Origin of the sequence: Bradyrhizobium sp. WSM471 (assembly GCF_000244915.1) — a bacterium.
In the GTDB taxonomy this organism is placed as follows: Bacteria; Pseudomonadota; Alphaproteobacteria; order Rhizobiales; family Xanthobacteraceae; genus Bradyrhizobium.
This window is the reverse complement of record NZ_CM001442.1, coordinates 6,359,163-6,382,093: the sequence shown is the minus strand read 5'-3', so window position 1 is coordinate 6,382,093 and position 22,931 is coordinate 6,359,163. Positions and strand designations below refer to the sequence as shown.

Sequence of the window (22,931 nt, the reverse complement as noted above, 5' to 3'; positions counted from 1 at the left end):
TCTGATTGTTTGGAGTGACCTCCATGGATACCATGAAACTGCAAAAACGCGCGTCCGTCTCGGCGATGCTCGATCCCAAGATCGTCGTGCCTGCGATCCGCGCGTCCTTCACCAAGCTCGATCCGCGCTTGATGATCAAGAATCCCGTGATGTTTGTGGTCGAGGTCGTGGCCGCGCTCACCACTGTGATCTTTCTGCGCGATCTCCTCACGGGCGGCGGGAATCTCGGCTTCACCTTCCAGATCATCGTCTGGCTCTGGTTCACGGTGCTGTTTGCCAATCTTGCCGAAGCGGTGGCCGAAGGCCGCGGCAAGGCGCAGGCGGAATCGCTGCGCAAGACCCGCACCGAGAGCCAGGCCAAGCTGCTGACCGGCGCCGGCCTGGCCTTCAATCTCGTGCCGGGCACCAGCCTCAAGGTCGGCGATATCGTGCTGGTCGAGGCCGGCGATACCATTCCCTCCGATGGCGAGGTGATCGAGGGCGTCGCGTCCGTCAACGAGGCCGCCATCACCGGCGAGTCCGCGCCCGTGATCCGTGAGTCCGGCGGTGACCGCTCAGCGGTGACCGGCGGCACCCAGGTGCTGTCCGACTGGATCCGCGTGCGGATTACGGCAGCGCAGGGCTCGACCTTCATCGACCGCATGATCAAGCTGGTCGAGGGCGCCGAGCGGGCCAAGACCCCGAACGAGATCGCGCTCAACATTCTGCTGGCCGGCCTCACCATCATCTTCGTGTTCGCCACCGTCACCATCCCAAGCTACGCGGCCTATGCCGGCGGCTCGATCTCGGTGGTCGTGCTGGTCGCGCTGTTCGTGACGTTGATCCCGACCACGATCGGCGCGCTGCTGTCGGCGATCGGCATTGCCGGCATGGACCGCCTGGTCCGCTTCAACGTGCTGGCGATGTCCGGCCGCGCCGTCGAGGCCGCTGGAGACGTCGACACGCTTCTGCTCGACAAGACCGGAACGATCACGCTCGGCAACCGCCAGGCGACCTCCTTCCGCCCGGTGCGCGGGGTCACTGAGCAGGAGCTCGCGGACGCGGCCCAGCTCGCCTCGCTCGCCGACGAGACCCCGGAGGGCCGTTCGATCGTCGTGCTGGCCAAGGAGAAATACGGCATCCGTGGCCGCGACATGGCCGAGTTGGGAGCCACCTTCATCCCGTTCACGGCGCAGACCCGCATGAGCGGCGTCGATGCCGGCGGCTCGTCGGTTCGCAAGGGCGCGGTCGATGCGATCCTCAACTATGTCGGTGGCGGTGCACCGCTGGTGGTCGCCTCTGGCAACACGGCTCGTTCCATCCAGCCCGCCGGGCTCTCGGACATCGGCCGCGAGATTCAGAACATTGCCGACGACATATCGAAGGCCGGCGGCACGCCACTGGCGGTCGCTAGGGACAGCAAGCTGCTCGGCGTCATCCAGCTCAAGGACATCGTCAAGGGCGGCATCCGCGAGCGCTTTGCCGAGCTGCGGCGCATGGGCATCCGCACCGTCATGATTACCGGCGACAATCCGATGACGGCCGCCGCGATCGCAGCGGAGGCCGGCGTCGACGACTTCCTGGCGCAGGCAACCCCCGAGGACAAGCTCAAGCTGATCCGCGACGAGCAGGCCAAGGGCAAGCTGGTAGCCATGTGCGGCGACGGGACCAACGACGCGCCAGCGCTGGCGCAGGCAGACGTCGGTGTCGCCATGAACACGGGCACACAGGCTGCCCGCGAGGCGGGCAACATGGTCGATCTCGACTCCAACCCGACCAAGCTGATCGAGGTGGTCGAGATCGGCAAGCAGCTGCTGATGACGCGCGGCGCGCTGACCACATTCTCGATCGCCAACGACGTCGCGAAGTATTTTGCGATCATCCCGGCGATGTTCCTGGCGTTCTACCCCCAGCTCAATGTGCTCAACGTCATGAACCTGTCGAGCCCGCGGAGCGCCATCCTGTCCGCGATCATCTTCAACGCGCTGATCATCATCGCGCTGATCCCGCTGGCGCTGAAGGGCGTCGCCTATCGCGCGGTCGGGGCCGGCGCACTGCTCCGGCGCAACCTGCTGATCTACGGCCTCGGCGGCATCGTCATTCCCTTCATCGGCATCAAGGCGATCGACCTCGTGGTCGTTGCCTTGCACCTGGCTTAACCCCGTCATTGCGAGCGAAGCGAAGCAATCCAGAATTCTTGCCACGGCTGAGAGACTGGATTGCTTCGTCGCTTCGCTCCTCGCAACGACGAGAAATAGGAGAAACACATGCTCAGAGAAATCCGCCCCGCCATCGTCCTGCTGCTGGTGCTCACAGCCATCACCGGACTTGCCTATCCGCTCGCGATGACCGCTATTGCCGGCGCGATCTTCCCGGCGCAGGCGCAGGGCAGCCTGATCGAGAAGGACGGCAAGGTGGTCGGCTCCGCCCTGATCGGGCAGGAGTTCAAGGACGACAAATATTTCCACGGCCGTCCCTCGGCGACGGTAGCGCCGGACCCGAACGATTCGACCAAAACGGTGCCGGCGCCCTACAACGCGGCCAATTCGGGCGGCTCCAATCTCGGTCCCACCAGCAAGGCGCTGGCCGACCGGCTGAAGGAAGATGTGGACAAGCTCAAGGGCGAGAACCCGAATGCCGCCGTGCCGGTCGACCTCGTGACGACGTCGGCCAGCGGCCTCGATCCGGACATCTCGCCGGAAGCGGCGCAATTCCAGGTGCCGCGCATAGCGAAGGCGCGAAACGTGCCGGAGGATCAAGTCAAGCAGCTGGTGGCCTCCAACATTCAGGGCCGCCTGCTTGGCCTGATCGGCGAGCCCCGGGTCAACGTGCTGGCTCTGAATCTCGCACTCGATCGTGCCACGAAGTAGTCTAGGCTAGGTCCGCGCGGATGATTATATTGATTTGATGGTCCGAGAGCGCCGCGATCCCGAACAACGTCCTTCGCCCGAGGCGCTGCTGGAAGCCGCGCGCCGGGAGGAGGGCGTGAGCGGCAAGCTGAAGATCTTCGTCGGCGCCGCTCCCGGGGTCGGCAAGACCTACGAGATGCTGCAAAGCGCCCACGCCAAGCGCAAGGCCGGCATCGACGTCGTGGTCGGCTTCGTCGAGACCCATGGCCGCGCCGAGACCGAGGCGCTGGTGCGCGGGCTGGAAGTGATCCCGCGCAAGAAGCTCGATTACCGCGGCCAGATTGTCGAGGACATGGACCTCGACGCCGTGATTGCGCGCCGGCCGAAAATCGCGCTGGTCGACGAGCTCGCCCACACCAATGCCGCCGGCAGCCGCCATCCAAAGCGCTATCTCGATGTCGAAGAACTGCTGTCCCACGGCATCGACGTCTACACCGCCGTCAATATCCAGCACATCGAGAGCCTGAACGACGTCGTCGCGCAGATCACCCATGTCCGGGTGCGAGAGACCGTGCCGGATTCGGTGTTCGACCGCGCAGACGCCATCGAGCTGATCGACCTCACGCCCGACGACCTGATCCAGCGGCTGAAAGAGGGCAAGGTCTATGTCTCCAGGCAGGCCGAGCGGGCGCTGGAGCATTATTTCTCGCCGGGCAACTTGACCGCGCTGCGCGAACTCGCCCTGCGGCGCACCGCCGAACGGGTCGACGAGCAGCTGCTCACCCACATGCAGGCGAACGCGATCGCCGGTCCCTGGGCAGCGGGCGAGCGCATCCTCGTCTGCGTCAGCGAAGATCCGCGAGCGGCCGGGCTCGTGCGCTATACCAAGCGCCTGGCCGACCGGCTGCATGCGCCGTTCACTGCGATCTCGATCGAGACGCGGCGCTCGCTCCAACTCTCAGACGAGGCGCGAGACCAGCTCGTCGACACGCTGCGGCTTGCCGAAGCGCTCGGCGGCGAGGCGCTGACCATTCCGGCTGTCGGCCGCCGCATCGCCGACGACGTCATCAACTTCGCGCAAGGCAACAATGTCACCCAGATCGTGATCGGCAAGTCGACGCGCTCGCGCTGGTTCGAGATGACGCGCGGCTCCGTCGTGCATGATCTGGTGGGCCGCGCCGGCAATATCAGCATTCACGTCATTCCGGGCTACGAGTTGTCCGGCGAGCCCGCGCCGAAGACGTCGGTGCAGACCGCTGCACGCTCGGAACCGTTCAATCCGCTGCCCTATCTGAAGGCGCTCGGCATCGTTCTGGTCGGCCTCGGCGCCGCCGAGCTGATTCAGCCGAGATTCGGCATCGAGAACGTGGACCTCGTGCTGCTGACGGCTGTGGTGGCGGTCGCTGTGCGGTATGGACTGTGGCCGTCGCTGCTCGCGACCGTCGCGGCCTCGCTCTCCTACAATTTCTTCTTCATCCCGCCGATCTACACCTTCACGATCACCGATCCGACCAACGTCGCCGCCTTCGTCCTGTTTACGGTGGTTGCGATGATCGTCTCGAATGTCGCAGCGCGGGTGCGCACCCAGGCCGACACCGCGATCGGGCGCATCAGGACCACCGAGCAGCTGTATGCGTTCAGCCGCAAGCTTGCGGGGACCGGCACGCTCGACGACGTGCTGTGGGCGACCGCTTACCAGACCGCGCTGATGCTCAAGGTCCGCGTCGTGCTCTTGCTGCCGGAAGACGGCCTGTTGACGGTGAAGTCGGGCTATCCCCCCGAGGACGATCTCGATCAGGCCGACCTTGCCGCCGCCAACTGGGCCTGGACCAATGACCGCCCTGCAGGCCGTGGCTCGGATACGCTGCCGGGCGCAAAACGGCTGTTCCTGCCGATGCGCACCGGGCGCGGCCCGATCGGCGTCATCGGCATCGACAACGACCGCACCGGTCCGCTGCTGACTCCGGACCAGCGTCGCCTGCTCGACGCGCTGGTCGACCAGGGCGCGCTGGCGATCGAGCGCGTGCTGCTGGTCGAGGACGTCGATCGCGTCAAGCGCACCGTGGAATCCGAGCGGCTGCGATCCGCATTGCTGACCTCGATTTCACACGACCTGAAGACGCCGCTCGCATCCGTGCTGGGTGCGGCCTCGACCATGCGCGATCTCGCCAGCGCGCTCTCCGACACCGAGAAGCGCGACCTGCTCGCCACCGTGATCGACGAATCCGAACGGCTCAACCGCTTCATCGCCAATCTGCTCGACATGACCAAGCTCGAATCCGGCGCCATCGTGCCCAACGCTGCGTTGCACGATCTTGGAGAAATCGTCGGCAGCGCGCTCCGCCGTGCAGCCAAGATCCTCACCGCCCACAAGGTGGAGTTGGAGTTGGCCGCAGACCTTCCTATGCTCCAGCTCGATGCGGTGCTGTTCGAGCAGGTGCTGTTCAACCTGCTCGACAACGCCGCCAAATATTCGCCGCCCCACGCGACGGTCTCGATTCGCAGCCGGCGCGACAGCGATCATGTGGTGCTCCAGATTGCGGACGAGGGCGACGGCATTCCGTCCGAGGAGCTCGAGAGCGTGTTCGACAAGTTTTATCGCGTGCAGAAGGGTGACCATGTTCGTCCCGGCACCGGGCTCGGGCTCGCCATCTCCCGCGGCTTCGTCGAGGCGATGCATGGCACGATCTCGGCCGCGAATCGCAGCGACCGGAGCGGCGCGGTTCTGACCGTCCGTCTGCCCATTCCGGCCCGGACCCACGCATTGGATACCGCCGCATGAGCGCCGCCCCGATCAAGGTTCTGGTCATCGACGACGAGCCGCCGATCCGCAAATTGCTGCGGATGGGGCTCTCGACCCAAGGCTATGAGATCCTGGAGGCGTCCAATGGCAAGACCGCGCTGGAGAAGCTCAGCGAGGATCCCGCGCTGATCATCCTCGATCTCGGCCTGCCCGACATCCAGGGCCATGAGCTGCTGCGCACCATCCGCGCTCGCAATGAAGCTGTGCCGATCGTGGTGCTGTCGAGCCGCGGCGACGAGGCTGGCAAGGTGCAGGCGCTCGATCTCGGGGCCGACGATTACCTGACAAAGCCGTTCGGCATGGACGAGCTGCTGGCGCGCCTGCGCGCCGCGCTGCGGCACCAGCTTCAGATCCAGGGCGAACGGCCGGTGTTTCGTGCCGGCGATCTCTCGGTCGATCTGGTGCGCCGGATCGTCAAGGTCGGCGAGCGCGACGTCAAACTGTCGCCGAAGGAATATGACCTCCTGCGCGTGCTGGTGCAGCACGCCGGCAAGGTGCTCACCCACCGCTTTCTACTGAGGGAGCTCTGGGACGAGTTGACCGACGCGCAATATCTGCGTGTCTATGTCCGCCAGCTCCGGCAGAAGATCGAAGCCGATCCGGAACGGCCGCAATATGTGCTGACGGAGACGGGGATCGGGTACCGGCTGAAGGCGGGGGACTAGCTCTCGATCCTCATCCTGAGGAGCGCGGAACGCGCGTCTTGAAGGATGAAGGCCCGACTGCCGCAGCGGGGGCCCATGGTTCGAGGCGGCGCTTCGTGCCTCCTCACCATGAGGGGAGAGAGTGAAGTGCACGGCGGAGAGCTAACCCGCCTTCCTCTGCCTCGCGGTCGACCGGTGCGTCTTCTTCGCGGCCCTCGTTCGCCCCGACGCCCGGCGCGCATGGGACTTCGCCGCCGTCTTCTTCCCGCCGCGTCCCTTCAAGCTCTGCTTGAGCGCATCCATCAGGCTGACGACATTGCTCGGCTTCTCCTGGAGCTCCGGCAGTTCGATTGTCTTGCCGCTGGCCTTGCGCTTCACCAGGGCCTTCAGCGCGTTCTCGTAGTCGTCCTTGAACTTGCTGGGGTCGAAATGGGAGGCCTTGGTCTGGAGGATATGGCCGGCGAGCTCAACCATGTCCTTGGTGATCTTCGGGCTCTTGATGTCGTCGAAGAACTGGTCCTCGTCGCGCAGTTCGTAGGGGAAGCGCAACGTGGTGCCGAGCAGACCCTTGCCGAGCGGCTCGATCGCGATGATGTGCTCGCGATTGGTGAGCACGATCTTGGCCAGCGCGACGCGATCCTGGTCCTTCATGGCGTCGCGGATCACGGCAAAAGCATCGACCGCGGCCTTGCCGTCGGGCGCGATGTAGTAGGGATGGTTGAGGTAGCGCTGGTCGATCTCGTCGCTCGGCACAAAGCTCTCGATGTCGATGGTGTGGTTGCTCTCGATCTGGACCGCTTCGAGCTCCTCCGGCTCGATCTCGACATACTTGCCCTTGCGCAGCTCGTAGCCGCGTCCCTTCTGGTCGCTCTCGACGATGTCGCCGGTCTCGGCGTCGATCATCTGCTGCTTCAACCGGTTGCCGGTCTCGCGGTTGATCATGTGAAACCGCGTCTTCTCGGCCGCGGTGGTCGCCGGATAAAGCACGACGGGGCAACTGACCAGCGAGAGCTTCAACGTTCCCTTCCAATAGGCGCGCGGTGCCATTCCGTTCTCCAGCGTCTGCGAGTCATTTTGGAACCCCAACCGTCCCGCGGGGTTTTGGTTCCGGGTGGGATGCGGGCCGTGATAGGCTTCCGTGCCGAAAGAGAATCCGGGACCAGTCGTGCTGCAAAAGCTCTCCAAGTATCGACAGAAACGTGATTTCGAGAAGACGCCGGAGCCGTCGGGCAAGACCGCGGTGGCGCCGTCGAAGCAGCGGCGCTTCGTGATCCAGAAACATGACGCCACGCGGCTGCACTACGATCTGCGGCTCGAGTTCGACGGCGTCTTCAAGTCCTGGGCGGTGACGAAAGGACCCTCGCTCGATCCGCACGACAAGCGGCTGGCCGTCGAGGTCGAGGACCATCCGCTCGACTATGGCGACTTCGAGGGCACGATTCCGGAAGGCCAGTACGGCGGCGGCACGGTCATGCTGTGGGATCGCGGCACCTGGGAATCCGAAGATCCCGAACGCGGTTTCAAGAAGGGCGATCTGAAGTTCACCCTGCATGGCGAGAAGCTGCACGGCAGCTGGGTCCTGGTGCGCATGCGCAACGACCGCACGGGCGGCAAACGGACCAATTGGCTCTTGATCAAGCATCGCGACGAATATGTTCGCGAGGGCGCAGACAACGACATTCTCGAGGAGGACAAATCGGTCGCCTCCGGCCGCGCGATGGATCAGATCGCCGAAGGCAAGGGGCGAGCACCAAAACCGTTCATGCTGGCGAAGGGCACCAAGGCCAAGGCCGACGCGGTCTGGCAGTCCAACCGGGCGGACGAGGCGAAAGAGCGCACGGTCAAGCCGGCACCCCGCGCGGCGTTGAAGACCGGCAAGACGGCAAAGAGGAAAGCCACGACCGCGACGACCGCGAAGAAGGCGGAGATGCCGGATTTCGTCGCGCCGCAGCTCTGCACCTCGGTCGAGCGCCCGCCTGGCGGCGATGGCTGGTGCCACGAAATCAAGTTCGACGGCTACCGCGTGCAGCTGCGGGTCGAGGGCGGCAAGGCGACGTTGAAGACGCGCAAAGGCCTCGACTGGACCGGAAAATTCGCAAGCATCGCGAAGGAAGCGGGCGCGTTGCCGGATATGATGGTCGACGGCGAGATCGTCGCGCTCGATCATAACGGGGCACCGAACTTTTCGTCGCTCCAGGCCGCGCTGTCGGACGGCAAGACCGACGAGCTCATCTTTTTCGCCTTCGACCTGTTGTTCGCCGAAGGCCTCGATTTGCGGCGGCTGCCGCTCGGGGAGCGCAAGGACCGCCTCAAGGAGCTCCTGGAGGCACGCAAGAAAAAATCAAGCCAGATCCGCTATGTCGAGCATTTCGAAAGCGGCGGCGACGCCGTGCTGCAATCGGCCTGCAAGCTCGAGCTCGAGGGCGTGGTGTCGAAGAAGCTCGATGCGCCTTATCGTTCGGGGCGGACAGAAAGCTGGACCAAGGCCAAATGCCGCGCCGGCCATGAGGTCGTGATCGGCGGCTACAAGACCACCAATGGCAAATTCCGTTCGCTGATGGCCGGCGTACACCGCGGTGATCATCTCGCCTTCGTCGGCATGGTCGGCACCGGCTTCGGCGCGGACAAGGTCAAGCGCATCATGCCGTCCTTGAAGGCCATGGAGGCCAAGCAAAGCCCATTCGGCGGCAAGAACGCGCCGAAAAAGGCGCGCGAGGTGCACTGGCTGAAGCCGGAGCTTGTGGCGGAGATCGAGTTCGCCGGCTTCACCGCCGACGGCAATATCCGCCAGGCCGCCTTCAAGGGTCTGCGGCAGGACAAGCCGGCGGAGGAGGTCGAGGCCGAGACACCGGTCGATACCGAGCTTGCCGAGCCCTCTTCGAAGCGGCGCGCGAAAGCGAAGACCGGCGCGCGAACGGCCCAGGCCGGCGGCAGTGCCGAAGTGATGGGAGTCGTCATTTCCAAGCCGGACAAGGAGCTCTGGCCGGACGACGGCAATGGCGATCCCGTCACCAAGCTGGATCTCGCGCGCTATCTCGAAGCTGTCGGCGAATGGATGATCGTCCACCTGAAGGGCCGTCCGTGCTCGCTGATCCGCGCCCCTGACGGCATCAAGGGCGAATGCTTCTTCCAGCGCCACGCCATGCAGGGCACCTCGAACCTTCTGGAGCTCGCGCGGGTCTCCGGCGACCGCAAGCCCTATTTGCAGATCGACCGCATCGAAGGGCTCGCCGCCGTGGCGCAGATTGGCGGCGTCGAGCTGCATCCCTGGAATTGCGCGCCCTACGCCTACGATACCCCGGGCCGGCTGGTGTTCGATCTCGATCCGGCGCCCGACGTCGTCTTCGCCGAGGTCGTCGAGGCCGCCAAGGAGATGCGGCAGCGGCTGACCGACATCGGCATGGAAAGCTTCTGCAAGACCACCGGCGGCAAGGGCCTGCACGTCGTGGTGCCCTTGCGTCATGGCGCTCGCGATCAGGTGAGCTGGAAGGAGGCCAAGGCCTTCGCGCAAGGCGTTTGCCAGTGGATGGCGGACGACGATCCCGAGCGCTATCTGCTCAACATGTCGAAGAAGCTGCGAACGGGAAAGATCTTCCTGGACTATCTGCGCAACGACCGCATGTCGACGGCGGTGGCCCCGCTGTCCCCCCGCGCGCGCGATGGTGCGACTGTGTCGATGCCGGTCACGTGGGCGCAGGTGAAGAGCGACCTCGATCCGAAGCGGTACACGGTGCGAACGGTGCCAGGCTTGCTGGCGCGATCGAAGGCGTGGGATGGCTACGCCGATGCAGCCGCGTCGATCAAGGCGGCGATCAAGAAGCTCGCGGCGAAAAAGAAGTAGGGTGGGTTAGCGAAGCGCAACCCACCACTTCTGTTGACGCGGAAAGAAAAGAGGAGGGTTACGCCTTGCGGCTAACCCACCTACCGAACCCGGCTAGATCCGTCCCAGCAGCAGCAGGATTAGCAGGATGACGATGACGAGCCCGAGGCCGCCGCCGCCGTAATAGCCGGTGCCGTAGAACGGGCCGCCGCCGATGCCGCTGAAGCCGCCGAGCAGCGCGATGACCAAAATGATCAGAATGATCGTACCGATAGACATGCCAAATCTCCTCCAGCCCTTCGTTGGAAGGGTCTCTTGCAACCTGTCCCGTGGTGCGAGGGCAACTTGCCGCAGGTTTTAAAGTTCCCCCAATGAAACACCGGTTGCACGCTCCACTTGCATGGAACCTTTGCGGTGTCCGGGGGCATGATTATGTGAGGTTCAATCACTAACCGGGCAGAGCCATGTCAGCACCGCTTGTCGTCTCTATTCCCCACCGCCTCGGCCGCGAGGAGGCGGTGCGTCGTCTCAAGACCGGGCTCGGCCGTGCTGCCGCCAGCATTCCCGTGATGCAGGTCGAGGAGGAGCGCTGGAACGGCGACAGCATGAATTTCCGTATCCGCGCGCTGGGGCAGATTGCGAGCGGCCAGGTCGATGTCGCCGACGACCATGTCAAGGTGCAGGTGGTGCTGCCCTGGCTATTGCAGCGCTTTGCCGAGATGGCGCAGGCCACGATCCGCAAGCGCGGCCAGTTGCTGTTGGGCAAAGACGGGAAGAGCTAGCGTTCAAGCGCGGGTGCGCTGTCGCCCCGGCTTCGCGGCACCCGCTGGGCGCGCCGGGATGACAGAAGCGGGAAAACCGCGAAGCGCCTGCGCGAGCGGCAGATCGTTGCCGGCGAAACCCGGCAAGTCGTATCCCGTGACGTCGATGGTGGCGTCGAACCCATCGAACGCTGGCCATTCGCGTCCTGCCTGCGTGAAAGGTGCGAACTGGCGCCCGACCGCGACGATCGCAGCAGTGCGGCCGTGGCGGCGGGCAAACGCCACGACATGGTCGGCATGTGCGCCCCGCACCTGAAGCGGCTGGTAGTCACCTCGCGCGAAGACGTCCGGCAGCTCGTTGCGCAGCTTGAGCAGGTGCCGCGTCCAGGCCAGCTTGAGCTGGCCGTCCGGCCAGCTCTTGATCAGATGATTCCAATCCGGATTCTCCAGCGTGCCCAGCGCCGCGTGTCGTGCGGAAAAATCCACCGGGCGGCGGTTGTCGGGATCGACCAGCGAGAGGTCCCAGAATTCGGTGCCCTGGTAGAAGTCGGGCACGCCCGGCAGTGTTGCCTTGAGCGTGAGCTGGCTCAGCGCGTTCAGCGCGCCGAGCAGCGCGACCCGGCGAGCCAGGGTTTTCAGCGCCTCCAGGAATTCGCCTGACAGCGCGGGATCGAGGATCTTCGCGATGAAGCTATGGACGCCGCTCTCGTAGACCTCGTGCGGGTTGAGCCAGCTGGTCTCCTCCTTGCCCTCGCGCGCGGCCTTGAGCGCGTAGGCCTGGATGCGCGCGACGAAACCGGCATCGGCCGGCTCCTGGAGGGACCAGGCGCCGAGCAGCGTCTGGTAGAGCATGTATTCGAACGTTGCCGAGGGAGCGCGCAGATTGCCGTCGAGCGCGAGGTGCGGCGCGTTCAGGACTTTCCAGCGCGCCACGGCGCTGGTCCATTCGCCGGGAATTTCACTCAAGGCCGCGATCCGCGCGCGGGCGTCCTCGCCACGTTTGGTGTCGTGCGTGGCGGTCGCCGTCATCCCTTGCGGCCATTCCCTGGCGCGGGCCTGCATGGTCTCATGGAAAGCGGGAATGGTGAGGCCCTTGCTCGCGGGATCGCCGCCGACTTCGTTCAGGGCGAGCAGCCGGTGGAATTGATAGAAAGCGGTGTCCTCCAGCGACTTCGCCATCATCGGCCCGGTGAATTGCTGCACCTTCAGCGCAAAGCGGCGCACGCGCGGGGCGCTGTGCGGGGGACGGCCGGGCTTGAGCAGGTCCATGGTGAGGGCGTCGCGCAGGAAGTCGAAAATGCCTTCGTCCGCGGCGAACCATTCCCGGCGAGCGGCCTCGATGGTGTCGTCGATCAGCTTGCGATCGTTCGCGGTCGGCGCGCCTGTCGTCAAATAGGTGCGGTACACCGGGAAATGAAGCACGTAGAGCTCGAGCGCCTGCCGCAGGCTGTCGGCGGAAAAGTCGCGGGTCGAGTAGTGCCCGTTGGCGATGCGCGCAAGCAGGCGCGTCAGAACCGTGAATTCGCTGGTCAGTAGTGTCTCCAGCACGCGCCTTTTGGCGTCCTTGACGTAAGGCGCGAGCCGCGGCGGCCGGTTGCTGATCTGCCGCCAGGTCTCGTCCAGCGCCTCCAGCCCCTTGGGGTCGACCAGAACGTGGGTGATGGCATTCATCCACTCATAGCCGGTGGTGCCCTGGACGCCGGCGAAATGCGGCAGGCGCTCGTGCTCGCACAGGATCTTCTCGATCACCGTATAGAACGGCCTGGTGGTGCCCTGCGCGTCGCGCACGAGCCGGCGCAGCCGCTGGCAATATTGCGCGGGATCGCGCAGGCCGTCGATATGGTCGAGCCGGATGCCTTGCAGTCTGCCGTCGGCAATGAGTTGCTTCACCAGCCGGTGCGTGGCGGCGAACGTGCCGGGATCCTCGACGCGCATGCCGGCGAGCCCGTTGACGTCGAAGAAGCGGCGATAGTTGATGTCGCTCGAGGCAAGCCGCCAGTGCCCGAGCTTGTAGTGCTGGCGCTCCAGCAGATGATGCAGCGCCAGCGTCTGCGCGGCGCGGTCCTTGGCGGCGCGATAGGCGCCAAGGCCGCGCGCGATGATATCGGCGCCGCCTGCGATCTCCTTGAGCTCCGCCTTGAAGCCGGGCGCTTCCTTGCGGTTGGGACGGCGCAGTCCCGTGTAGCGCGCCGCGAGCGACAGCAGGCGCTTGCCGGCCTCGGTCTCGGCGGCGTCGGCTTCCTTCACGATCATCCGCAGCATCTCGCCATAGCGCTCCGGCGCGATCGGCAAGCGGTGCTCGAAATACCAGGCGGAAAAACTACCTTCGTCGGGATCGTAGCGCAGCTCGATATCGCCGCTCTCGAGCGCTTCGCCATAGGATGCTCCGAGGATCGGCAGCAGCACGCCGCCACGGGCGCGGAAAGCCAGTTGATCCCAGTCGATATCGAAGGAGACGGCGTGCGGCGAGGCCTGGCCCCATTCCAGCACGTCCAGCCACCAGGGATTGTCGGCAAAGTGGACGCCGACATGGTTCGGTACGAAGTCGATGATGAGGCCGAGGTCGTGTCGCGTCAGCGCCTCGCTCAGCCGCGCAAAGCCGGCCTCGCCGCCGAGCTCCGGATTGAACTGGCTGTGATCGACGGTGTCATAGCCGTGGGTCGAGCCCTTGCGGGCCTTCATCACCGGCGAGGTGTAGAGATGCGTGATTCCCAGCGCCTTCAGATAGGGCACCACGGCGGCGGCCTTGTCGAAGTCGAAATCCGCGGTGAGCTGAAGCCGGTAGGTTGCGAGAGGAATGGCTGGAGGCATGTCAACCTCCGAGGCGCCAGACCACCGACCAGGGCGCAAGCCGGTCGCCGGTCGCGCCGCCCCAGACCAGGGTCCCCCCACCGCCGTCGGAATACGCAATGTCCTTGTCGGAGAGATTGGCCACGAGGCGCAACGTCGCGCCATCTCCCATGTGCCAATGTGCGGTGAGCAGGCCGCTATCGGCCACGGCGGAATCACCGAAGCGCGCACCTTTCAGTCGTGGCGCGATCTCCTTGTGGCGGAGTGCGAGCAGCTCCCGCACCAGCGCGAGACGCGCGTCCTGCTCCGGCGTGTGGCCGGTCCAGTCGAGCACGGCCGATTGCGGCGTTGCCGGATCGAGCGGGTCGGGCACCTCGTCGCCGTACGTCTCATAGGCCCAGGCGTATTCCTGCCTGCGCCCCTTGCGGACGGCATCAGCCAGTCCGCCCTGGAAGTCGCAGAAGAACGGGAAGGGCGCGGTGGAGCCCCACTCCTCGCCCTGGAACAGCATCGGCACCATCGGCGCGAGCAGGGTCACCGCGAGCGCGGCTTCGACCTGCTGGGGCGATGCCAGGCTTTCGAGCCGGTCGCCGAGCGGCCGGTTGCCGATCTGGTCGTGGTTTTGCAGGAAGTTGACGAAGGTTGCCGGCGGCAGCTCATCGCTTTTCTCGCCGCGCGGCTTCTTGCCCCAGAATTCCGAGATCTCGCCCTGATAGACGAAGCCGGAGGCGAGCGCGCGTGCGAGATCGAGCCGGGGCGTTTGATAGTCCGCGTAATAGCCGGCGAGCTCGCCCGTCAGCATCACGTGCCAGACGTGGTGGTAGTCGTCGTTCCACTGGCCGCGATATTTTCCGTTCGGGGGCTCCTGCGCGGCGTCAAGCAGGCTCGCGCGGTTGTCGCCGTTCTCCAGCACGAGATGGATATGCCGCCCCGTCGCCTTGGTAAGCTCGCCCGCGGCGACGCTGAGGTCTTGCAGCATCGATTGCTCGCCGGGGATTGCCATGATGTGATTGGCGGCATCGAGCCTCAGGCCGTCGAAGCAATAGTCGCTGAGCCACGACAGCGCGTTCTCGACGGCAAAAGCGCGAACCTGCGGCACGCGATAATCGATCGCACTGCCCCATGGCGTGTGCGCGTCGGTGAAAAAGGCCGGCGCGTAGCGGCCGAGGTAATTTCCCTCGGGGCCGAAATGATTGTAGACGACGTCGAGGAACACCATCAGCCCGCGCAGATGTGCTTCGTCGATCAGCGTCTTCAAATCATCGGGACGGCCATAGGCGCTGTCGGGCGCGTACCACAGCACGCCGTCATAACCCCAGCCGCGACGACCGGCGAAGTCGGCCAGCGGCATCAGCTCGACCGCGGTGATGCCGGTCGCGACGAGATGATCGAGCTTGTCGATCATGGCACGATAGGTGCCTTCCGCGGTGAAGGTGCCGACATGCGTCTCGATCAGCACCGTCTCTTCCCAGGGGCGGCCGCGCCAATCGGATGCGCGCCAGGCGAAGGCGTCATGATCGATCACCTCGCTCGGGCCGAATACGTCGTCGGGTTGGAATGCAGACGCCGGATCGGGCACGTCCATCTCGTCGTCGATCCTGAATTTGTAGGTGCTGCCGACGGGCAGATTGGCAATCTCGGCGACATACCAGCCATCCTGCCGGCGCTGCATCGCGTGTCGTCTGTCGAGCAGGAGATCGACACGGCGCGCGGCAGGCGCCCACAGCCGGAACGACACGCCGTCCTTTGTCGGCCTCGCCCCGAAGGATGGCCTCATAGCGCCCCCGCGAAAGCGAGCACGGAGCGCGGCGGCGCCTTGCTGTCGCTTCCGGGTTGGAAGTCGACCGTGTTCAGCTTGGCGTCCGTCGTGTTGAGGATTTGCTGCCAGCTCTTGTATTCGGTCAATTTTGGCAATTTGAATGCGATCTCTTCGGGGGCTGCGTTGAGTACGATAAAGATCGCGGCGCTGCCCGGTTCCATCGGCCCCATCACATAGGACAGGAACCGCCCTTCCGGGAATTTCCAGTCGCTTTCCGTCATTTCGTCGCCGGCCGGCGTCAGCCACAGCGCGCCGTAGGAGATGCCGTCCTTGGGGCGGCCGTCGAGCCAGCGATGGCTGCGAAGCTGCGAGAACCGGCGGCGGATCTCGGCGAGTTCGGCGACGAAATCGACCATGTCGTCGCCGTCCTTGCCGAGATTGTCCCAGCCGACCCAGCCAACCTCATTGTCCTGGCAATAGGCGTTGTTGTTGCCTGATTGCGAATTCCCGACCTCGTCGCCGGCGAGGATCAGCGGAATGCCCTGCGCCAGCATGAGGCAGGCCAGCACGTTCTTGCGAAGCTGCCGGCGCAAGCTGACGATTTGCGGATCGTCGGTCGGGCCCTCGACACCGCAATTGTTGCTGTGGTTGTCGTTGGAGCCGTCGCGATTGTCCTCGCCATTGGCCTCGTTGTGCTTCTCGTTGTAGCTGAAGAGATCGGCGAGGGTGAAACCATCATGCACGGTGATGTGGTTGACGCTGGCGCGCGGCCGCCGTCCGTCGTGGTTGAACAGGTCGGAGGACGCCGTCATGCGGCTGGAGATGTCGCCGATCAGGCTGCCTTCGCCGCTCCAGTAGCGGCGCATGGCACTGCGGTAACGGTCGTTCCACTCCGACCATTGCGAGGGAAATGCGCCGACCTGATAGCCGCCGAGGCCGAGGTCCCAGGGTTCGGCGACGAGCTTGACGCTCGCCAGCACCGGGTCCTGGCGGATCGCGGTCAGGAACGAGCTGCCGCGATCATAACCGTTCGGCCCGCGCGCCAGCGTGGTGGCGAGGTCGAAACGGAAGCCGTCGACGTGGCAGACCTCGACCCAATAGCGCAGTGAATCCATCACCATCTGCAGCACGCGCGGGTGGGTGAGGTTCACCGACGAGCCGCAGCCGGTGAAGTCGTCGTAATAGCGCGGGTTCTCGCGGTTCAGCCAGTAATAGGAGGCGTTGTCGATGCCGCGGTAGCACAGCGTCGGGCCGAGGTGATTGCCCTCGGCGGTGTGGTTGTAGACGACGTCGAGCATCACCTCAATGCCGGCATCGTGCAGGCGTGCGACCGTGGTGCGAAAGGAATCGAGGGCGTTGTCCTGGGAATAGCGCTGCTCGGGCGCGAAGAAGGACAAGGTGTTGTAGCCCCAGTAATTGGCGAGCTTCTTCTCCACCAGGATGCGGTCATCGACGAAACTGTGCACCGGCAGAAGCTCCACCGTCGTGACGCCGAGTTTCTTCAGGTGCTCGATCATCGCCGGCGAGGACAGGCCGCCATAGGTGCCGCGCAAATTAGGCGGCACGTCATCGCGCTTCTGTGTCAGTCCCTTGACGTGGGCCTCGTAGATGATGGTGTCTTCCCAGGGAATGTTGGGCCGGATCTCGCGGCGGCCCCAGTTGAAAGTCTCGTCGACGACGACGGCCTTGGGCATGCCGCGCGCATTGTCGCGCCGATCGAACGACAAATCCTCGCGCGGGCTTCCGGTGCGGTAGGCGAAATGCGCGTCACTCCAGACCAGCCGCCCGGAAAGCCGCTTGGCATAGGGATCGAGCAGCAGCTTGTTGGCGTTGAAGCGGTGGCCGTGCTCCGGCTCGTAGGGGCCATGCACGCGGTAGCCGTAGAGCTGGCCGGGCGAGACGTCGTTGAGATACCCGTGCCAGACATCCTCGGTGCGCTCCGGAAGCTCGACGCGCTCGAGTTCGCGGCGGCCCTGCATGTCGAACAGGCACAGCTCGACCTTCTGCGCGTTGGCTGAGAACAGCGCGAAATTGGTGCCGCGTCCGTCCCAGCTTGCGCCGAGGCGTGCGGGCGATCCAGCAGTCAGGCGCATCGTTCAGCTTTCCGGAACGAGGAAGATCGCGGCGAGCGGCGGAATGGTGAGGCGGAGTTCACCATTGACGGCGTGGACTTCGCCGATGTTGCCGACATTGCTGCCGCCGTAATGGGCGGAGTCCGAGTTGAACACTTCCTTCCACTTGCCACCGAGGGACGCGCGGACGCGGTAGTTGCGATAGACGTTGGGTGAGAAGTTGACGATCACCATGCACCGGGCGTGCTCGTCAAATCCCTTGCGCAGCCAGGCGAACACGTTGCGGTTGGCGTCGTCGGTGATCAGCCATTCGAAGCCGGCCTGCTCGCAGTCCATCTGGTGCAGGGCGGGTACCGCGCGATAGAGCCGGTTGAGATCGCGGATCAGCGCCTGGATGCCTGAATGGGGCTTGTACTCGAGCAGGTGCCAGTCGAGCGACTGGTCGTGATTCCACTCGCGGCTTTGCGCGATCTCGGCGCCCATGAACAGCAGCTTCTTGCCGGGATGGCCGAACATGAAGCTGTAATAGGCGCGCAAATTCGCAAAGCGCTGCCATTCGTCGCCGGGCATGCGCCCCAGGATCGAGCGCTTGCCGTGCACGACCTCGTCATGCGACAGCGGCAGGACGAAGTTCTCCGAGAAGGCGTAGTGCAGGCCGAACAGGATGTCGCCGTGATGATGCTTGCGGTGGATCGGGTCCTTGCTGATGTAGTTCAGCGTGTCGTGCATCCAGCCCATGTTCCACTTGTAGCCGAAGCCGAGCCCGCCGAACTCGACCGGGCGCGAGACCTGCGGCCAGGCGGTGGACTCTTCGGCGGCCGTGGTCGCCTGCGGGAAACGCGCGAACAGCTCGGTGTTGAAGCGGCGCAGGAACGCGATCGCCTCGATGTTCTCCCGGCCGCCATGCTGGTTCGGAATCCACGCGCCGGGCGGACGGCTGTAGTCGAGGTAGAGCATGGACGCGACGGCATCGACGCGCAGTCCGTCGATCGCGTAGCGCTCGAGCCAGAACAGCGCGTTCGAGACCAGGAAGTTCGTCACTTCGGTGCGGCCGTAATTGTAGATCAGCGTGCCCCAATCGAGGTGGCGGCCCTGGAGCGGATTGGCGTGCTCGTATAGCGCTGTACCGTCGAAACTACCGAGCCCGTGCGGATCGTCCGGGAAGTGGCCGGGCACCCAGTCGAGCAGCACGCCGACGCCCTCGCGGTGGCAGGCATCGACCAGCGCGGCAAAATCCTCCGGCGTCCCGAAGCGGCTGGTTGGCGCGTACAGGCCGGTCGGCTGATAGCCCCATGAGCCGTCGAAAGGATGCTCGCTGACGGGGAGGAATTCGAGATGGGTGAAGCCCATGTCGCGGGCGTAGGCCGGCAGCTGCTCGGCCAGTTCGCGATAGGTCAGCCATTCATTGCCGTTCTTGCGCCGCCACGAGCCGAGATGGACCTCGTAGATCGACATCGGCGCGGACAACGCGTTGATGCCATCGGGCGCCGGTCGCGGCCGTGGCAGATGCGCTTCGTCGAACACGATGGAAGCGGTCTTCGGCCGCACCTCGCTCGCAAACGCCATCGGATCGGACTTCAGCGGAAGCAGATGGCCATGCGGTCCAATAATTTCGAACTTGTAGTGGTCGCCGGCCTTGGCGTGCGGGATGAACAATTCCCAATAGCCCGCGCCCCGCACCCGCATCGGATGGCGCCGTCCGTCCCAGAAGTTGAAGTCGCCGACCACGGAGACACGCCGGGCGTTGGGCGCCAGCACCACGAAGCCGATGCCATCGATGCCTTCGAGCCGCATCGGATGCGCGCCGAGCTTGTCGTAAAGGCGCTGGTGGGTGCCTTCGCCGAGCAGATAGAGGTCGAAATCGGTCAGGATCGGCGGAAGGCGATAGGTGTCCTCGAATTCGATGACGTTGTCGCCGAACTTGGCGCGGAGCTGGTAGTGCTTCGCGCCGTTCGGGAGAGCGCCGATGAACAGGCCGGCATCATGGACGCGATCGAGCTTCGCCACCTCGCCGTGCTCGCCCACCGCTTCGACATTGGAGGCGTCGGGAAGAAACGCGCGCACCACGCTCTTGTCGCCCTCGGGGTGCAGCCCGAGATAGTGGAAGGGATCGGAGTGGCGACCCTCGATGATCGCATAGGCCTCGGCAGGGAGTTTAGGCATGGGCTTCGCTCTCGATACTGGACAGAATGCGAAGCAGTCCGGACAGCGGCGCATGGAGCCCCTCAGGCCGGTGGGACAGCTCGTACTCTACTTCCTCGAACGCTTGATCAAGCAGGAAAAACCTTAACAGGCCTGCCGCGGATTGCGGATCTTCCGGCCACAGCCGCCGATCGGTCATGGCTTCGCGGTAGGCGGTGAGGAACGTCGCGGTGGTGCGCTCGCGCCATTCGTCGAGCGCAGCCGTAAGCCGGCCCTGTTCGTCGGAAGCACCCGTGAGCGCGCGGTGGAGCGCCGCGTTAACCGAAAGATCAATCGAGCGGATCAGGCCGGCAACGTCGCGCGCCGCAGGCAGCTTGCGCCGCTTGTCGGCCAGCGGCGAACGCGGATCTCCGTCGAAGTCGATGATGAAGATATCGTCCTTCACGATCAGAGTTTGCCCGAGGCGGAAGTCGCCATGATGACGGATGTTCAACCCGCCGATCTCGGAAGATAATAGCGCGTTGAGCCGGCCGGACAGGGACGCCCGCTGCGCGGCGAGCTGATTGATCAGCGGCCGATCTGCCTCTCGCAGGCCGTCGCTGCTGCTGGCCAGCCGCTCGAAGACCCGCTCGGCCCGTGCCTTGAGCTCGGATGACCAGCGCTTGATTTGTGCGGAGCCAATCGGCTCCGGCACGAGATCGTTTGGCTTTGCGGCGGCCAGAGCCACATGCAGCTCGGCAAGCCGCCGGCCGATCTGCGTAATGAAGTGCAGATAGGGCGCTTGCTCCTGGGTCTCGCGGGGCATCTCGCCCGGGGGCAGCACCCGCTGCTCGTCGATATAGCGGTCGAGATAGCCCGCGGTGACGCCCCAGCCGTCGCCCTGGTTCTCGACATAGGCGTGCAGCACGCCGACTGCGCTGCGACGGTCGTCTTCGACCAGCTCGACGCTGCCGAGCAGTGCCGGCGTGTTGGCAAAGCGGGCGATTTCGGTGAGGTACGAGCCGATCTCGATCTCCGGATTGATGCCGGCTTCGAGCTGGCGATAGATCTTGGCGACATACTGGTTGTCGACCAGCGCCGTGCTGTTCGACTGCTCGATCGCGCGGATGCGTTCGGGCTCCTTGATGGTGTACTCGGCAAACCGGCTGGTCGCCTTGAACTCCAGCCGCAGATTGTTTTCTTCCACCACCAGGTTCTGCGACAGATTGCGCAGGAACAGGCCAATGAAGATCTGCTCGGTTGCGACGTCCAGCAGCGTGCCTTCGCGGGCACCCTGGCGCACGGCGGCGAGCGCCCTGGGATTGAAGCGTTCGCGGTCGAAGCGCACCCATTCGATCTGCATCGGCAGCACGTAGCGCGTGGTGACGTCGCCCTGCGCCGCCTCGAAGAACGCGATCCAGGGCCTGTTGTCGCCGATGTCGCAGAACGGCACCGCCGAGGTCAGCGTCGGCTTGATGTGCTTGGGATTGTGCTCCGGATACCAGCGCGTGCGCGACAGGAATCCCGGCAGCACCTCATGCTCGAACACGCCACGCTCGCGCGCCAGCGACACCCAGGTCGAGTTCACCGGCACCACCAGCGTCTCGAATTCCGGGACAGCGCGCGGCATCACCGGCTCGGACTTGTCGCGCTCGGTGAGCTGGAACCAGTAGAAGCCATAGGGCCCCAGCGTGACCATGTAGGGCAGTTCGCCGATCGCCGGAAAACGCGTGCGGCCGAGCATCTCCTGCGGGATGCGGTCCTTCCAGGGCGACAGATCGAGCTCGGTCGCCTGGGCCGCGCGCGACAGATTGGCGACGCAGAGGATCACCTCGTCGCGGTACTGCCGGACATACGCGAGCACGGCGCGGTTGGCCGGGCGGATGAAGGTCATGGTGCCGCGGCCGAAGGCAATCGTGGATTTGCGCACCGAGATCAGGCGCTTGGTTGCGCTGAGCAGCGAGGACAGGCTGCGCGACTGCGCCTCCACGTTCACCGATTCGTAGCCGTAGACGGGATCCATGATCAGCGGCGCATAGAGGCGGGCCGGGTCGCAGCGCGAGAAGCCGCCGTTTCGGTCCGGGCTCCACTGCATCGGCGTACGCACGCCGTTGCGGTCGCCGAGATAGATGTTGTCGCCCATCCCGATCTCGTCGCCGTAATAGATGATCGGCGTGCCGGGGAAGGACAGCAGCAGCGAGTTCATCAGCTCGATCTTGCGCCGGTCGTTGTCCATCAGTGGCGCGAGGCGCCGGCGGATGCCGACATTGATGCGGGCGCGCGGATCGTTGGCGTAGGTGGTCCACAGATAGTCGCGCTCGACGTCGGTCACCATCTCCAGCGTCAGCTCGTCATGATTGCGCAGGAACAGTGCCCATTGGCAGCTTGCGGGAATGTCCGGCGTCTGGCGCAGGATGTCGGTGATGGGAAAGCGGTCCTCCTGGGCGATCGCCATGTAGATGCGCGGCATCAGCGGGAAGTGATAGGCCATGTGGCACTCGTCGCCGCGGCCGAAATATTCCTGCACGTCCTCCGGCCATTGGTTGGCTTCCGCCAGCAGCAGCTTGCCCTTGGAGTAGGAATCCATCTCATGGCGGAGCCGCTTGATGATGGCATGCGTCTCCGGCAGGTTCTCGTTCGAGGTGCCTTCGCGCTCGCAGAGATAGGGAATGGCGTCCAGACGGAAGCCGTCGACACCGGCGTCCAGCCAGCGCTTCATCACCTGGATCAGGGCGCTGACGACGCGCGGATTGTCGAAATTGAGATCTGGCTGGTGGGAGAAGAAGCGGTGCCAGTAAAACGCGCCGGCCTCGTGATCCCAGGTCCAGTTAGACTTCTCGGTGTCGGTGAAGATGATGCGGGTGCCCTGGTATTTCTGGTCGGTGTCACTCCAGACATACCAGTTGCGGGCGCTCGAGCCCGGAGGGCTGCGGCGCGCGCGCTTGAACCAATTGTGCTGGTCCGAGGTGTGATTGACGACAAGCTCGGTGATGACGCGCAGCCCGCGCTTCTGCGCTTCCTGGATGAAGCGCTTGAAATCCTTCATCGTCCCGAAATCGGGATTGACCGCACCGTAGTCGGCGATGTCGTAGCCGTCGTCGCGGCCGGGCGAAGGATAGAACGGCAGCAGCCACAGCGCGGTGACGCCGAGCTCCTGGAGATAAGGCAGCTTCTCGGTCAGCCCTGCGAAATCGCCGATGCCGTCATGATTGCTATCCGCAAACGCCTTGACGTGAAGCTGATAGATGATGGCGTCCTTGTACCAGAGTTCATCCACGATCTCGGCAGCCTCGGCTTTCTTGGTGTCGACGGAAGACAATACGTTCATGGCGT

General features: G+C 64.7%; 13 protein-coding genes. 6 read left to right on the top strand and 7 right to left on the bottom strand.

Going from position 1 to position 22,931, the window contains the following annotated elements:
• The first annotated feature begins 23 nt into the window (after positions 1–23).
• From kdpB to BRA471DRAFT_RS29010, 4 genes are all read left to right on the top strand, one after another.
• On the top strand, positions 24–2,138 hold the full coding sequence (kdpB, locus tag BRA471DRAFT_RS29025; protein WP_007613837.1) for a potassium-transporting ATPase subunit KdpB: 2,115 nt from the start codon (positions 24–26) through the stop codon (positions 2,136–2,138).
• 108 nt (positions 2,139–2,246) lie between these two features.
• Positions 2,247–2,849: a K(+)-transporting ATPase subunit C gene (locus BRA471DRAFT_RS29020; protein ID WP_007613834.1), complete on the top strand. Its 603-nt coding sequence runs from the start codon at positions 2,247–2,249 to the stop codon at positions 2,847–2,849.
• Positions 2,850–2,886: 37 nt separating this feature from the next.
• Positions 2,887–5,610, top strand: coding sequence for a sensor histidine kinase KdpD (locus BRA471DRAFT_RS29015; RefSeq protein ID WP_007613827.1), 2,724 nt, complete (start codon positions 2,887–2,889; stop codon positions 5,608–5,610).
• Positions 5,607–6,296, top strand: a complete 690-nt coding sequence (locus BRA471DRAFT_RS29010; protein ID WP_007613826.1) for a response regulator — start codon at positions 5,607–5,609, stop codon at positions 6,294–6,296. The genes BRA471DRAFT_RS29015 and BRA471DRAFT_RS29010 overlap by 4 nt, the downstream gene beginning before the upstream one ends.
• A gap of 141 nt (positions 6,297–6,437) precedes the next feature.
• Here the strand turns inward: BRA471DRAFT_RS29010 and BRA471DRAFT_RS29005 are convergent, their stop codons facing one another.
• Positions 6,438–7,322: a Ku protein gene (locus BRA471DRAFT_RS29005; protein WP_007613825.1), complete on the bottom strand. Its 885-nt coding sequence runs from the start codon at positions 7,320–7,322 to the stop codon at positions 6,438–6,440.
• Between the two features lie 118 nt (positions 7,323–7,440).
• On the opposite strand from BRA471DRAFT_RS29005, the gene ligD reads away from it, so the two are divergent.
• The gene (gene ligD, locus BRA471DRAFT_RS29000; protein ID WP_007613823.1) at positions 7,441–10,116 is read left to right on the top strand and encodes a DNA ligase D; all 2,676 of its coding nucleotides are present in this window, start codon (positions 7,441–7,443) and stop codon (positions 10,114–10,116) included.
• Positions 10,117–10,209: 93 nt separating this feature from the next.
• Here ligD and BRA471DRAFT_RS37195 read toward each other — a convergent pair whose 3' ends face one another.
• On the bottom strand, positions 10,210–10,374 hold the full coding sequence (locus BRA471DRAFT_RS37195; protein WP_007595743.1) for a DUF3309 family protein: 165 nt from the start codon (positions 10,372–10,374) through the stop codon (positions 10,210–10,212).
• Between the two features lie 185 nt (positions 10,375–10,559).
• Here BRA471DRAFT_RS37195 and BRA471DRAFT_RS28995 point away from each other — a divergent pair, with 185 nt between their 5' ends.
• A complete protein-coding gene (locus tag BRA471DRAFT_RS28995) occupies positions 10,560–10,877 on the top strand; it encodes a polyhydroxyalkanoic acid system family protein (RefSeq protein WP_007613819.1) in 318 nt (105 codons plus the stop codon).
• Positions 10,878–10,880: 3 nt separating this feature from the next.
• Here the strand turns inward: BRA471DRAFT_RS28995 and treY are convergent, their stop codons facing one another.
• Genes treY through treS form a run of 5 tightly spaced genes read right to left on the bottom strand, consistent with a single transcriptional unit; the run spans position 10,881 to position 22,926 of the window.
• Positions 10,881–13,667: a malto-oligosyltrehalose synthase gene (treY, locus tag BRA471DRAFT_RS28990; protein ID WP_007613818.1), complete on the bottom strand. Its 2,787-nt coding sequence runs from the start codon at positions 13,665–13,667 to the stop codon at positions 10,881–10,883.
• Position 13,668: 1 nt separating this feature from the next.
• The gene (treZ, locus tag BRA471DRAFT_RS28985; protein ID WP_007613817.1) at positions 13,669–15,423 is read right to left on the bottom strand and encodes a malto-oligosyltrehalose trehalohydrolase; all 1,755 of its coding nucleotides are present in this window, start codon (positions 15,421–15,423) and stop codon (positions 13,669–13,671) included.
• On the bottom strand, positions 15,420–17,498 hold the full coding sequence (gene glgX / locus BRA471DRAFT_RS28980; RefSeq protein ID WP_007613816.1) for a glycogen debranching protein GlgX: 2,079 nt from the start codon (positions 17,496–17,498) through the stop codon (positions 15,420–15,422). Before glgX ends, treZ begins: the two co-directional genes overlap by 4 nt.
• Positions 17,499–17,501: 3 nt before the next feature.
• Entirely contained in the window at positions 17,502–19,640 is a 2,139-nt protein-coding gene (gene glgB, locus BRA471DRAFT_RS28975) for a 1,4-alpha-glucan branching protein GlgB (RefSeq protein ID WP_007613814.1), read from the bottom strand.
• The gene (treS, locus tag BRA471DRAFT_RS28970; RefSeq protein ID WP_007613813.1) at positions 19,633–22,926 is read right to left on the bottom strand and encodes a maltose alpha-D-glucosyltransferase; all 3,294 of its coding nucleotides are present in this window, start codon (positions 22,924–22,926) and stop codon (positions 19,633–19,635) included. The genes glgB and treS overlap by 8 nt, the downstream gene beginning before the upstream one ends.
• Between the last annotated feature and the right edge of the window lie 5 nt (positions 22,927–22,931).

Coding starts and splice junctions, on each gene's coding strand:
- BRA471DRAFT_RS29010 (WP_007613826.1), top strand. CDS start 5,607: ATGAGCGCCGCCCCGATCAAGGTTCTGGTCATCGACGACGAGCCGCCG.
- treS (WP_007613813.1), bottom strand. CDS start 22,926: ATGAACGTATTGTCTTCCGTCGACACCAAGAAAGCCGAGGCTGCCGAG.
- kdpB (WP_007613837.1), top strand. CDS start 24: ATGGATACCATGAAACTGCAAAAACGCGCGTCCGTCTCGGCGATGCTC.
- treY (WP_007613818.1), bottom strand. CDS start 13,667: ATGCCTCCAGCCATTCCTCTCGCAACCTACCGGCTTCAGCTCACCGCG.
- BRA471DRAFT_RS37195 (WP_007595743.1), bottom strand. CDS start 10,374: ATGTCTATCGGTACGATCATTCTGATCATTTTGGTCATCGCGCTGCTC.
- BRA471DRAFT_RS28995 (WP_007613819.1), top strand. CDS start 10,560: ATGTCAGCACCGCTTGTCGTCTCTATTCCCCACCGCCTCGGCCGCGAG.
- glgX (WP_007613816.1), bottom strand. CDS start 17,498: ATGCGCCTGACTGCTGGATCGCCCGCACGCCTCGGCGCAAGCTGGGAC.
- treZ (WP_007613817.1), bottom strand. CDS start 15,423: ATGAGGCCATCCTTCGGGGCGAGGCCGACAAAGGACGGCGTGTCGTTC.
- BRA471DRAFT_RS29015 (WP_007613827.1), top strand. CDS start 2,887: ATGGTCCGAGAGCGCCGCGATCCCGAACAACGTCCTTCGCCCGAGGCG.
- glgB (WP_007613814.1), bottom strand. CDS start 19,640: ATGCCTAAACTCCCTGCCGAGGCCTATGCGATCATCGAGGGTCGCCAC.
- BRA471DRAFT_RS29020 (WP_007613834.1), top strand. CDS start 2,247: ATGCTCAGAGAAATCCGCCCCGCCATCGTCCTGCTGCTGGTGCTCACA.
- BRA471DRAFT_RS29005 (WP_007613825.1), bottom strand. CDS start 7,322: ATGGCACCGCGCGCCTATTGGAAGGGAACGTTGAAGCTCTCGCTGGTC.